General features: G+C 69.0%; 11 protein-coding genes. 10 read left to right on the top strand and 1 reads right to left on the bottom strand.

All coding sequences use genetic code 11. The features are described from left to right. Window positions 1-24: 24 nt before the first annotated feature. The 7 genes from EJI01_RS11505 (at window position 25) to mdoH (ending at window position 7,935) form a co-directional block, all read left to right on the top strand. On the top strand, window positions 25-495 hold the full coding sequence (locus EJI01_RS11505) for a hypothetical protein (RefSeq protein WP_260602417.1): 471 nt from the start codon (window positions 25-27) through the stop codon (window positions 493-495). Window positions 496-641: 146 nt separating this feature from the next. Next, entirely contained in the window at window positions 642-2,015 is a 1,374-nt protein-coding gene (gene miaB / locus EJI01_RS11500; protein WP_126837237.1) for a tRNA (N6-isopentenyl adenosine(37)-C2)-methylthiotransferase MiaB, read from the top strand. Beyond that, window positions 2,015-3,442, top strand: a complete 1,428-nt coding sequence (locus EJI01_RS11495; protein WP_126837236.1) for a sensor histidine kinase — start codon at window positions 2,015-2,017, stop codon at window positions 3,440-3,442. Before miaB ends, EJI01_RS11495 begins: the two co-directional genes overlap by 1 nt. Before the next feature lie 31 nt (window positions 3,443-3,473). Continuing rightward, window positions 3,474-4,136 (top strand): hypothetical protein, encoded by a 663-nt coding sequence (locus EJI01_RS11490; RefSeq protein WP_126837235.1) that lies wholly within the window; start codon window positions 3,474-3,476, stop codon window positions 4,134-4,136. Next, complete coding sequence (locus EJI01_RS11485) at window positions 4,133-5,539, top strand: sigma 54-interacting transcriptional regulator (protein WP_126837234.1); 1,407 nt, start codon at window positions 4,133-4,135, stop codon at window positions 5,537-5,539. The genes EJI01_RS11490 and EJI01_RS11485 overlap by 4 nt, the downstream gene beginning before the upstream one ends. A gap of 181 nt (window positions 5,540-5,720) precedes the next feature. After that, window positions 5,721-5,924 (top strand): hypothetical protein, encoded by a 204-nt coding sequence (locus EJI01_RS11480; RefSeq protein WP_126837233.1) that lies wholly within the window; start codon window positions 5,721-5,723, stop codon window positions 5,922-5,924. Window positions 5,925-5,931: 7 nt separating this feature from the next. Then, on the top strand, window positions 5,932-7,935 hold the full coding sequence (gene mdoH / locus EJI01_RS11475) for a glucans biosynthesis glucosyltransferase MdoH (RefSeq protein ID WP_126837232.1): 2,004 nt from the start codon (window positions 5,932-5,934) through the stop codon (window positions 7,933-7,935). Between the two features lie 55 nt (window positions 7,936-7,990). Here the strand turns inward: mdoH and ffh are convergent, their stop codons facing one another. After that, entirely contained in the window at window positions 7,991-9,385 is a 1,395-nt protein-coding gene (gene ffh / locus EJI01_RS11470; RefSeq protein WP_126837231.1) for a signal recognition particle protein, read from the bottom strand. A gap of 196 nt (window positions 9,386-9,581) precedes the next feature. Between ffh and EJI01_RS11465 the strand changes: the two genes are divergently transcribed. The 3 genes from EJI01_RS11465 to EJI01_RS11455 all read left to right on the top strand — a co-directional run bounded on the left by EJI01_RS11465 (window position 9,582) and on the right by EJI01_RS11455 (window position 12,470). Then, complete coding sequence (locus tag EJI01_RS11465) at window positions 9,582-10,391, top strand: inner membrane protein YpjD (protein WP_126837230.1); 810 nt, start codon at window positions 9,582-9,584, stop codon at window positions 10,389-10,391. Then, window positions 10,388-10,627, top strand: coding sequence for a PP0621 family protein (locus EJI01_RS11460; protein WP_126837229.1), 240 nt, complete (start codon window positions 10,388-10,390; stop codon window positions 10,625-10,627). Before EJI01_RS11465 ends, EJI01_RS11460 begins: the two co-directional genes overlap by 4 nt. Before the next feature lie 151 nt (window positions 10,628-10,778). After that, on the top strand, window positions 10,779-12,470 hold the full coding sequence (locus EJI01_RS11455) for a two-component system sensor histidine kinase NtrB (protein ID WP_126837228.1): 1,692 nt from the start codon (window positions 10,779-10,781) through the stop codon (window positions 12,468-12,470). Window positions 12,471-12,472: the final 2 nt, after the last annotated feature.

Here is a 12,472-nt window from a genome sequence, read left to right as displayed (position 1 = left end):
TCCCACAGCCTCTGGATGAACACCATGAACCGCTGCATCACCCCCTGGAATGCTCTCATCTTAATAGCGCTCGCCGCCCTGTCGGCGCCCGCCTGGGCCCAGGATGCGCCCGTGCCGCAAACCCAGAACGAAGCCGCCGCGGGCGGCCGCAACTTTCCCGTCGGCACGCTGCGCGGCCGGTTCATGGTGGTGAATGCGCCCGAGATCCAGCTCGACGGCCAGTCCGAACGGCTCTCGCCCGGCGCGCGCATCCGCAGCGCCCAGCACATGCTGGTGATGCCGGCCTCCATCACCGGGCAAAACCTGCTGGTCAATTACACGCGCGATGCCGCCGGCCTGGTGCGCGAGGTCTGGATCCTCACGCCCGAGGAAGCGCAGGCCAAGCGCGAAACGGCGGAAAAGCCGCTCCTGAACTTCTGGCCCTTCGTGGCCGGCACCGGCCCGCGCGACGACGGCAAGACGCCGTTCGACCAGCTGCCCCGCTACGGGCAGTAAATACGCTCACCACCCAGGCTTTCTCACTTCGTGTAGCCGCCAACCCCCTCGCCGGGCGACACCGGCGGCCTGGCGAAACTAGTTCCGCGGTGTCTCACGAAGGAACAGCGCTCGGGGGGTGGCATCCGCATCTCCGGGAGAATCCCATGACCACCCCCAAAGTTTTCATCAAGACCTTCGGCTGCCAGATGAACGAGTACGACTCGGACAAGATGGCCGACGTGCTGCACGCCGCCCAGGGCTACGAGCCGACCACCAACGTCGAGGAGGCCGACCTGATCCTCTTCAACACCTGCTCGGTGCGCGAGAAGGCGCAGGAGAAGGTGTTCTCCGACCTGGGCCGCATCAAGCATCTCAAGGCCCGTGGCGTGAAGATCGGCGTCGGAGGCTGCGTGGCGAGCCAGGAAGGGGCGGCCATCATCGCGCGCGCGCCCTACGTCGACGTGGTCTTCGGCCCGCAGACCCTGCACCGCCTGCCCGACATGCTGGATCAGCGCGAGCGCGAGGGCCGGCCGCAGGTCGACATCAGCTTCCCCGAGATCGAGAAGTTCGACCACCTGCCGCCGGCGCGCGTCGAGGGCGTGACCGCCTTCGTCTCGATCATGGAAGGCTGCTCCAAGTACTGCAGCTACTGCGTGGTGCCCTACACGCGCGGCGAGGAAGTAAACCGCCCGCTCGACGACGTGCTGGTCGAGATCGCCGGCCTGGCCGACCAGGGCGTGCGCGAGATCACGCTGCTGGGCCAGAATGTCAACGCTTACCGCGGCCGGATGGGCGACACGGCGGAGATCGCCGACTTCGCGCTCCTGATCGAGTACATCGCCGAGATTCCCGGCATCGAGCGCATCCGCTACACCACCAGCCACCCGAACGAGTTCACGCCGCGGCTGATCGAGGCCTATGCCCGCGTGCCGCAGCTCGTCGGCCACCTGCACCTGCCGGTGCAGCACGGCAGCGACCGCATCCTGATGGCGATGAAGCGCGGCTACACGGCGATGGAATACAAGAGCACGGTGCGCAAGCTGCGCGCCATCCGCCCCGGCCTTTCGCTCAGCAGCGATTTCATCGTCGGCTTTCCGGGCGAGACCGACGCCGACTTCGACAAGATGATGAAGCTGATCGACGATCTCGAGTTCGACAACAGCTTCAGCTTCATCTTCAGCCCGCGCCCGGGCACGCCGGCGGCCGCCCTGCCGGACGACACGCCGCATGCGGTCAAGCTCGCGCGGCTGCAGCGGCTGCAGGCCGCGATCGACGGCAACGTCAGGCGCTTCGGCGAAAGCCGCGTCGGCACCGTGCAGCGCGTGCTGGTCGAGGGCCCCTCGCGCAAGGACGCCCACGAGCTCATGGGCCGTACCGAGTGCAACCGCGTGGTCAATTTCGAAGGCGATGCGCGGCTGGTCGGCCGCATGGTCGACGTGCGCATCACGCGCTCGCTGGCCTACACGCTGCGCGGCGAGGTCCCGACCGCCGAGTCGTCGCTGGCATCGGCCCGCGAAGCCGCGGTGCCGGCAGCCTGATGGCGAAACTGACGTCGGCGCGCGGCTCGTTCCGGCAGCTGCTGCTGTTCGCGTTCCTGCTGATCACGGCGCTGCTGGTGGGCGTCGCGCTGCGTTCGGTGTTCCAGTACGACGCGCTGATGACCCAAAGCCGTGACGCCGCGGCGCGCGCCCTCACGCTGTCGGGTGCGGCGCAGTCGCTGGCCGAGCGCAGCGCCGCCATGGAGCGCGCCGGGCGCCAGTCGCTGGTGCTCAACGATGCGGTGCTGCGCCGCCGCTTCGACGAGGCCGCGCGCGACGCCCGGCACGTGCTCGACCGCCTCGGCGGCAACGGGCTGCCGTCCGCCGGCCCCGACCAGTGGCGGGCGCAGATGAGCGTGATCGACGGGCTGATGAGCGGTGCGCCCGAAACCGCGCTCGCGCGCGAGAGTTCGATGGCGATGCAGTTTCGCGACCTCGATGCACTGAACACCAACATCGCGCAGCAGGTCCAGTTCCTGATCGAGACGCAGAACAACGCGCTCGCGCAGCGCATCGAGAACGCGCGCCGGCGCCTGATGCGCGAGGTGCTGGCCGCCAGCGCGCTGGCGGTGTCGCTCGCGCTCGCCTTCGGCATCTGGCTGGCGCGGCCCTTCAAGCGGCTGGAGCGCGCCATCGTCGGGCTGGGGGAGAACCGGCTCGACGAGCCGATCGATATCCGCGGCCCTGCCGACGTGCGCCGCGTATCGCAGCAGCTCGAATGGCTGCGGCTGCGGCTCACCGAGCTGGATGCCGACAAGGCACGCTTCCTGCGTCACGTGTCGCATGAGCTCAAAACTCCGCTGGCCGCGCTGCGCGAAGGCGTCTCGCTGCTGGAAGACGGCGTGACCGGCGCCCTCAACCCGGCACAGCGTGAGGTCGCGCAGATCCTGCAGCAGAACACCATTGCGCTGCAGGGACAGATCGAGGCCTTGCTGCGTTTCAATGCGGCAGCCTTCGAGGCACGCGAACTGCGCCGCCAGCGCACGCCGCTGCTGCCGCTGATCGAGGAACAGATCGAGGCCCAGCGCCTGCAGTGGCAAGCCAACGGCCTCACGGTGCGCGCCGAGGGGGAGCCGATCGCGGTGGTGGTGGACCCGGTGAAGCTGGGCACCGCGCTGGCCAACCTGCTGTCGAACGCGATCCGTTTTTCGACCCGCGGCGGCACCATCGCGATCGCCGTCTCGAGCACTGCCGACACCGCGCGCATCGATATCGAGGATGCCGGCCCAGGCATCGCCGAGGGCGATCGCGACCGCATCTTCGAGCCTTTCTTCCGCGGCGAGCGGCAACCCAAGCATTCGGTCAAGGGCACCGGCATCGGGCTGTCGATCGTGCAGGAGTACATTGCGGCTCATGGCGGCCGCATCACGCTGCTGCCGGAGGGGCCCGGCGCACGCTTCCGCATCGAACTGCCGCGCTCCGCCTGAACTCCGCCGCTCCACGCGCTACTTCCGACCCATGCTTTTTTCTCAGATCGTCCGCAGATCCGCTTTCGTCACGACGATCGTCGTGCCGATGCTGCTCGCTGCGTGCAGCGCACCTCCCAAGCCGCCGCCCGAAGCCGTCGCCGTGGTGCCGGCGCCGCCGCCGCCCCCGCCCGTCATGCCCGTCGAAGCCGAGCCGATGGCACCGGCGACGCAGCCGGCCCTGGTGTTCACCCAGCTCACGCAAGGCCCGGTGGCCGCCCTGCTCGCCTACGCCGACAGGGTGCGGCCGCTCGGCGGCAACGAACTCGCGGCCGAACTCGCGCGCCTCGGCGACCCCGGCGACGCACCCCTGTCGCAGATGCAGGTCGCGCTGGTCCTGGCGCAAACCCGCGTTCCGGCCGACCTCGTACGCGCCATCGGCCTGATGCAGCGCGTGGCCGCCAACCCTTCGGCCGATGCCCAGCCCTTGCAGCCGCTGGCCCGCGCGCTCGCTGCGCGCTACCAGGAGCAGCGCCGCATCGAGGACGACCGCGAACGGCAGGCCCAGCAGCTGCGCGACAGCCAGCGGCGCATCGAACAGTTGAACGACCGCATCGAGGCGCTGCGCGCGATCGAGCGCAGCTTCGCGCGGCCCAACAACCCTCCTCCTGCGCCGCCAGCGCCCACGCCTGGCGGCACGAAGCCGACACCATGAGCAACAGCAGCAGCGGCGCCCGCCTTCTCGTTGTCGACGACGACGCGGACATGCTGCGCCTGCTGTCGATGCGGCTCACCGGAGCCGGCTACCAGGTCACGGCCGTGACCTCGGCGGAATCGGCGCTGACGCAACTCGAGATAGAGCATCCGCAGCTGGTCCTGAGCGATGTGCGGCTGCCGGGCCGCGACGGCCTGGCGCTGTTCGACGAGATCCGCAAGCGCCATCCGACGCTGCCGGTGATCCTGCTGACCGCGCACGGCACCATTCCCGACGCGGTCGAAGCCACGGCGCGCGGCGTCTTCACCTACCTGACCAAGCCCTACGACGCGCGCGAGCTGCTCGACAAGATCGCCCAGGCGCTGGCGCTCGGCGCGCCGACGACCGGCGGCGGCAAGGGCGGCGACGAGAGCTGGCGCTCGGAGATCGTGAGCCGGAGCAACCGCATGTCCGAGCTCTTGGCCGAGGCGCGCATGGTGGCCAAATCGGACGCCAGCGTGCTGCTGCGCGGCGACAGCGGCGCCGGCAAGGAACTGCTGGCGCGCGCCATCCACCGCGCCAGCGCGCGTGCCGGCAAGCCCTTCGTGGCGGTCAATTGCGGCGCCATCCCCGAGGCGCTGCTGGAGTCGGAACTCTTCGGCCACATGAAGGGCGCCTTCACCGACGCGGTCGCCAACCACAAGGGCCTGTTCCAGCAGGCCGACGGCGGCACGCTGCTGCTCGACGAGATCGGCGACATGCCGCCCGCCCTGCAGGTCAAGCTGCTGCGGGTGCTGCAGGAGCGCGCGGTGCGGCCGGTGGGCGCAACCCAGTCGATCACGGTCGACGTGCGGATCATCTCCGCCACCCACCGCGATCTCGATGCGGCCATGGAAGCAGGGCAGTTCCGGGAAGATCTCTATTACCGGCTCAACGTGGTCACGCTGAACCTGCCGACGCTCGCGGCGCGGCGCGAAGACATTCCGCTTCTGGCCAACCATTTCCTCCAGCGGCTCTCGACCAAGTACGGCAAGCGCCTCTCCGGCTTCGCGCCGGAGGCGCTGAAGGCGCTGACCACCGCCTCCTGGCCGGGCAACGTGCGGCAGCTGTTCAACGTGGTCGAACAGGTCTGCGCGCTTTCGAGCTCGCCGCTGATCCCGCTGGCGCTGGTGCAGCGCGCACTGCGCGTGCCCAGCGTCGAAGTCCAGACCTACGCCGAAGCCAAGCAGCGTTTCGAGCGCGATTACCTGGTCGGCCTGCTCAAGCTGACCGACGGCAACGTGGCCGACGCGGCGCGCCTGGCGGACCGCAACCGTACCGAGTTCTACCGGCTGCTGCAGAAGCACGAACTCACGCCGGGCCACTTCAAGGCCGATGCGGCGTCGCCAGGCGGCGATCCTGTCGCCGACGAGCGACGCAGCTAAGTCGTTGATTCGATTGGACATCCCCGGGACGGATCGAGGGCTTGTCGGGATTCGGCGACAAATTCGGGGGTTTTGGAGCCCCGGCGGGCTTCGCAGTCAGTCGAAAGACCACCAAGGCGACCTAAGCGCTTGATCTGAAAGCGTTTTTCCATGCTGGCACAGGGTTTGCCCCTGTAAAGGCATGACAGCACTCAACAGCCCATCTTTCGCACTGCGTCCGCAGCGCGACGGCCTGCGTCAAAAGCAGTTTTCCCTCTCGCGGCCCCGGGCCGCGGGACATTCGGCGGGCGCACTGGCCAACGCCGGCGGCGCCGCACCGGATTGCGTGTTCAAGCGCTTTCCGGCAATCGGCGACACGCCATCCGTCCAGAAGCAACGGTGGTGAGTCGCATATGAAGCCCACCGACTTCTCCCAACTGAAGGTACTGACGGCCGCGGATTTTTCGCACCGCAGCCCGATCCGCGAAGAGCGCCATCCCAATTCGGTGACGGCGCCCCCCATCAATCGCGGTTCGATGGCGCCCCGCCCCTGGCGCGGCTTCTGGAATAGCATCGGCACGGCGCTCCTGGTCAAGCTCGGCGCCGGCAGCGGCGCAGCCAAGGCGGCCTGCAATGCAGCGCCCGCTGCGGCGGCCAAGCAGCCCTGGCAGCGTGCCGCCACGCAGCGGCGCCTGGCGTTCATGGCCCTCACCGTGTTCAGCACGCTGATCGCCTCGACGCTGTTCGCCCGCGTGCAGCCCGACTACGACAACCTCTGGCTCGAATACAGCCAGATCGCCCTCTATGGCCTGCTCTCCGGCTGGGTCGTGACCGGTTTCGTGACCGCGCTGATGGGCTTCTATGTCTCGGTGCGCGGCGACAAGCATGCGCTCTCGGCCAAACAGGTGGCCGACCATCCGATGAATCCGGAAGCGCGCACGGCGATCATCATGCCGATCTGCAACGAGGACGTGGCCACGGTATTCGCCGGCCTGCGCGCGACCTGCGAATCGGTGGCCGCGACCGGCCATGCCCAGCAGTTCGACGTGTTCGTGCTGTCCGACAGCTACACGCCCGAAGTCGCCGCCGCCGAACGCGCCGCCTGGGAAGAGCTGCGCGCCGCACTGGCCGAGAGCCCGAACCAGCCGCAGGTCGAGGTGTACTACCGCCTGCGCAAGCGCCGGACCCATCGCAAGGCCGGCAACGTGGCCGACTTCTGCCGCCGCTGGGGCAAGGACTACCGCTACATGGTGGTGCTCGATGCCGACAGCGTGATGAGCGGCGACTGCCTGACCGCGATGGTCAAGCTGATGGAAGCCAACCCCACGGCCGGCATCATCCAGACCGCGACACAGGCCATCGGCCATGTCACGCTGCATGCCCGCGCCCAGCAGTTCGCATCGCGGATGACGGGCCGCCTGTTCACGCTCGGCATGCAGTTCTGGCAGCTCGGCGAATCGCACTACTGGGGCCACAACGCGATCATCCGCGTCGAGCCCTTCATGGAGCACTGCGCACTGGCGCCGATCAAGGGCACCGGCGGCATGTCGGGCGGCATCATGTCGCACGACTTCGTCGAGGCCGCGCTGATGCGCCGCGCCGGCTACCAGGTATGGCTGGTGGCCGACCTGGTGGGCAGCTACGAACAGCAGCCGCCGGACCTGCTGGCCGAACTCCAGCGCGATCGCCGCTGGTGCCAGGGCAACCTGCAGAACGCGCGCCTGATGGCCGAACCCGGCCTGCATTCCGTGCACCGCGCGATGTTCGTCACCGGCACCATGGCCTACGTCTCGGCGCCGCTGTGGCTCGCCTTCCTGACGCTGGGCACGGCGCTGTGGCTCACTGGCTCCAGCGTGGTCGCCCACTGGCTGGTGATGCCGATGGAACTGGCCGGCCTCTGGCTCTGGACGCTGTGCCTGTTGTTCCTGCCGCGCATCCTGGGCATCGCGGCCGTGCTGATGCGCGGCGAGCAGCGCCAGTACGGCGGTGTCGGCGGCCTGCTCAAGAGCGCCGCGCTCGAAAGCGCGCTGGCCATCGTGCAAGCGCCGGTCCGCATGCTGGCCCATTCGCTGTTCGTCATCGTGGCGCTCACCGGCCTCAAGCTCGAATGGAAGTCGCCTCCGCGCGAAGCGGCCGCCGTGCCGTGGCGCATCGCCGCCGGTCAGCTGGCGCCGATGACGCTGGTGATCGCGGCGCTGGCCGTCGGCATCGCGTTGATCGACGCCGGCGCGCTGGCCTGGCTGATGCCGGTCGGCCTGCCGCTGCTGCTGGCGATCCCGCTCACCGTGCTGACCAGCCAGATCGCGCTGGGCAACTCGCTGCGCGACCGCGGCTTCCTGGTGATTCCCGAAGAGTCGCGCTCGCCTGCCGTGCTGCGCCGCGCATGGATGCACGCGGTGCGTCTGGCACGCGTCTGACGCTCTGAGCAGTCCACGAAAAAGCCCGCGGTCAGCGGGCTTTTTCTTTGGGTCGTCAGAAGCGCGGCATGCCGCCGCCGCCCCCGCCCCCGCCCATCCCGGGCATTCCCTTCATGCCGCCCATGCGTTTCATCATCTTCATGAGACCGCCGCCCTTCATCTTCTTCATCATCCCCTGCATCTGCTCGAATTCGTTGAGCAGCCGGTTCACTTCCTGAACCTGCACGCCGGCGCCGGCTGCGATGCGGCGCTTGCGCGTGGCCTTGAGCAGTTCGGGCTTGCGGCGCTCCAGCGGCGTCATGCTGTTGATGATGCCTTCCTTGCGGCGAATGTCGCGCTCGGCGCGGGTCATGTCGGCTTCGGTGGCCTTGGCCGCCATCTGAGCGGGCAACTTGTCCATGATGCTGGAGAGGCCGCCCATCTGCTTCATCTGCTGCAGTTGGCCAAGGAAGTCGTTGAGGTCGAATCCGGCGCCGCTCTTGACCTTGGCCGCCAGCTTCTGCGCGGCCGCGACGTCGACGCCGGCGGTGACCTGCTCGACCAGCGCGACGATGTCGCCCATGCCCAGAATGCGCCCGGCATGGCGCTCGGCGTCGAACACCTCCAGCCCGTCGATCTTCTCGCTGACGCCGGCGAACTTGATCGGCACGCCCGTCACCTGGCGCACCGACAGCGCCGCGCCGCCGCGCGAGTCGCCGTCGGTCTTGGTCAGGATGATGCCGGTCAGCGGCAGCGCTTCCTTGAAGGCACGGGCGGTATTGATCGCGTCCTGGCCCTGCATCGCATCGACCACGAACAGGGTTTCGACCGGGTTCAGCACCGTGTGCAGCTGCTGGATCTCGGTCATCAGCACCTCGTCGATCGCGAGACGGCCGGCCGTGTCGACCAGCAGCACGTCGAAGAAGTGGCGCTTGGCATGGTCGAGCGCGGCGCGTGCGATGTCGAGCGGCTTCTGCTCGGGCGTGCTCGGGAACCATTCGGCCCCGGCCTGCTTCGTGACTGTCTTGAGCTGCTCGATGGCGGCCGGACGGTAGACGTCGCCCGACACGGTCAGCACCTTCTTCTTGCGCTTCTCGATCAGGTGCTTGGCCAGCTTGGCGGTGGTGGTGGTCTTGCCGGCGCCCTGCAGGCCAGCCATCAGGATCACGGCCGGCGGCTGGGCCACCAGGTTGATGTCGGCCACCCCTTCGCCCATGGTCGCCGCCAGTTCGCGGTTGACGATGCCGATCAGCGCCTGGCCGGGTTTCAGCGAGCCGAGCACTTCCTGGCCGAGCGCTTTTTCCTTCACGCGGGCGACGAAATCGCGCACCACCGGCAAGGCGACGTCGGCTTCGAGCAAGGCCATGCGCACTTCGCGCAGCATGTCCTGCACATTGCTTTCGGTGATGCGGGCCTGGCCGCTGACCTGCTTGACGAGGCGGGAGAATTTTTCGGTGAGGGCGGTGGCCATGAAGGGATGCCTTGTTCCCGCTGTAGCGGGATGACGAAAGATCGAGTAACCGAGCGAGGGATGAACGCCCCTCCATGCCAGGGACACCGTGGATCCGGCTCCGCCGGTCCGCTGGTGTCGCCCCCGGTGAGGGGGTTGGCGAAGCGACACGCAGTGCGCGAAGCCTGGGGGAGAGCACATCTGTAAACTCCGACCGATGATTTTAGCGATCCCCTCCCCACTCGGCGTGGCGCTGGGCATCGCCACTGCCGCCGCCTACGGCACGACCGCCGCCGCCTCCTCCTGGCTGGGCCGCCCCTCCATGCAATGGCTGCTCGGGCTGGCCTGGCTGCTGCATGCCTGCGCTTTGGGCGTCGGGCTGGTCGGCGGCGATCCGCGCTTCGGCTTCGCGCCGGCGCTGTCGGTCACGGCCTGGCTGGTGCTGACGGTCTACGCGATCGAAAGCCGCATGTACCCGCAGCTCAAGGTGCGGCGCGTGCTCGCGGCGCTGGGCGCGGCCGCCGTGCTGCTGGCCGTACTGTTCCCCGGCACGCCGCTGCATGTGTCGGCCTCGCCCTGGTTGCCGCTGCACCTCGCGCTCGGCATCGCCTCGTACGGCCTGTTCGCCGCGGCGGTAGTACATGCCTGGCTCATGACCCGCGCCGAGAAGCAGATCCGGCTTGCGGCCGAGCCGCAGGGCGGCGTGCCGCTCCTGACGATGGAGCGCCTCACGTTCCGCTTCGTCACCGCCGGCTTCGTGCTGCTGTCGGCCACGCTGCTTGCCGGCCTGCTGTTCAGCGAGACCCTGTACGGCGCCAGCGCGCGCGCCTGGAAATGGGACCACAAGACCGTGTTCTCAGTGCTGGCCTGGCTCAGTTTCGCGGTGCTCTTGATCGGACGCGCGCGCTTCGGCTGGCGCGGCCGCACGGCCCGGCGCGTGCTCTATGCCGGCTCCGCCCTGCTGCTGCTGGCCTACGTCGGGTCGCGTTTCGTGCTCGAAGTGGTGCTGGCGCGCACGACACCATGAAATACTTGCTCGTCCTTGCCGTGGTCTTCGTCGCGATCTGGCTCTGGCGCAAGAGTCGGCGCGACGAGATGCGCTCGCGCCCGCCGCCGCCGCGCGCCACGCCGGCGGTCGGCGCACCGCAGGCCATGGTGCGCTGCGCCCATTGCGGGCTGCACCTGCCGGCGGCGGATGCCATCAGCGGACCCGACGGCGCCGTCTATTGCAGCGCGGCGCACCGGCAAGCCGGGTCGGGATGAGCGACTTCGCCGTGCCCTCCACTTCGCGTGGCCGCGCGCAGCGTGCTGCCGTTCGTGAGCTCTCGCGGAACCGGCTTCGCCGGCCCGCTGGGAGCGCCCCCTCGAAGGGGGTGTGCGGCTGGGCGAAGCGAGCAAGCCTGGGGGTGGGCTGATGAGCACCTTCCTCTGGTCGCGTGGCGAGCCGGCGACGGACTGGAGCCCGCTCGATCAGTTCCGCCGCGAAAGCTCGGCGCTGCTGCGCCTGTGGCGCGGCTTCATGACCGCACGCTGCTTCGTCGCCGTCGTGCTGCTGCTGTTGCAGGCGGTGACCTTCGCGCTCGGGCAGCCGCTGCAGCCGGTGGCCATCGCGCTGTCGCTCGGCTACCTCGCCGCAGCCTTGCTGGCGGCACGCTATGCGCTCTTCCAGCCGCCGGTGCGCGGCTTCGGCACCGCCTGGCTTTCGACCATCGGCGTGGACTTGGTCACCTTCACCGCGCTGCAACTGCTGCAGATCGGCAGCATCAACTACACGCCGCTCTTTGCCTTGCCGGTGCTGATGGGCGCGGTGCTGGGCACGGGCATGGTGGGCCTGGGCACCACGGCCATGGTCACGCTGCTGCTGCTGGTGCACGCGGGCTGGTACTGGCTGCAGCAGCCGGGCGACGCGTCGCCGCGTTTCGTGCAGGCGGCACTGACCGGCACCGGCCTGTTCGTAGTGGCCCTGCTCGCGCACGAGCTGGCGCGCCGGCTCGCGCGCGAAGAAGCGCTGGCGCAGCGCAATCGAAGCACCGCCCAGATGCACGCGCTGGTGAACGACCTCGTGATCGAGACGCTCAGCGAAGGCGTGCTCGTCGTCGACGAGCGAGGGCAGGTGCATGCCGCCAACCCCGCGGCCGACGCGATTCTCGGGCAGGGACTGGCCGGACTCGCACTGCCCTTCGCGCTGAGCACCTATCCGGCCTGGGCAGCGCTGGCCGCGATCGCGCGCCAGACCTTCGCGCGGCGCACGCCGCAATCGAAGGAAATTCCGGTCGCGCAGGCGCAGGGCGCGCCACGCGAAGTGCGGGTGCGCACGCGGCTCACGCCGGGCACCGACCGTCGCACCGAGAGCCTGTGCGTGATGTTCCTGCAAGACCTGCGCGAACTCGAAGCACGCATCCGCACCGAGAAGCTGGCGGCGATGGGCCGCATGTCGGCGGCCGTCGCGCACGAGATTCGCAATCCGCTGGCCGCCATCACCCAGGCCAGCGCGCTGCTTAGCGAGGACCTGGTCGACCCGGCGCACCGCCAGCTGACGACGATGGTGCAGCAGAACGCGCAGCGCCTCTCGCGCATCGTCGACGAAGTCCTCGATGTCGCACGGGCTCGCCAGCAGCGGGTGCTGCCGCTGGGCGAGCAGCTCGCGCTCGATTCGACCGTGCGTACGCTCGCCGAGGAATGGGTGCGGCACTCGCAGCGCCAGGGTGTGCTGCTGGTGCTCGAGGCCGCCGGCAGCGTGGTGCGCTTCGACATCGAACACCTGCGGCGCATCCTTGTGAACCTGCTCGACAACGCCGCGCGCTATGCGGGCAACCGCGATGGCTCGATCCAGGTGACAACGCGCCGGAATGTGGCCGGCCGCGCCAGCCTGCAGGTATGGAGCGACGGCGCGCCGCTCGAACCTGCGGTGCAGCGCCACCTGTTCGAGCCCTTCTTCTCTTCCGAAAGCCGCTCCAGCGGCCTCGGCCTGTTTCTCTGCCGGGAGCTGTGCGAGCGGCACGGCGCGACGATCGGCTACGAGCGCCGCGCTCTTTCCGAAGGGGGGCCGGAGGGCAACGAATTCTTCGTCTCGTTCGCTGCGGGCGAGACCCGACTGACACAATAGCG

This window comes from Variovorax sp. MHTC-1, assembly GCF_003984645.1.
Taxonomy (GTDB): Bacteria; Pseudomonadota; Gammaproteobacteria; order Burkholderiales; family Burkholderiaceae_C; genus Variovorax.
The sequence above is the reverse complement of the archived record's forward strand: the minus strand, read 5'-3'. Positions and strand labels throughout refer to the sequence as shown.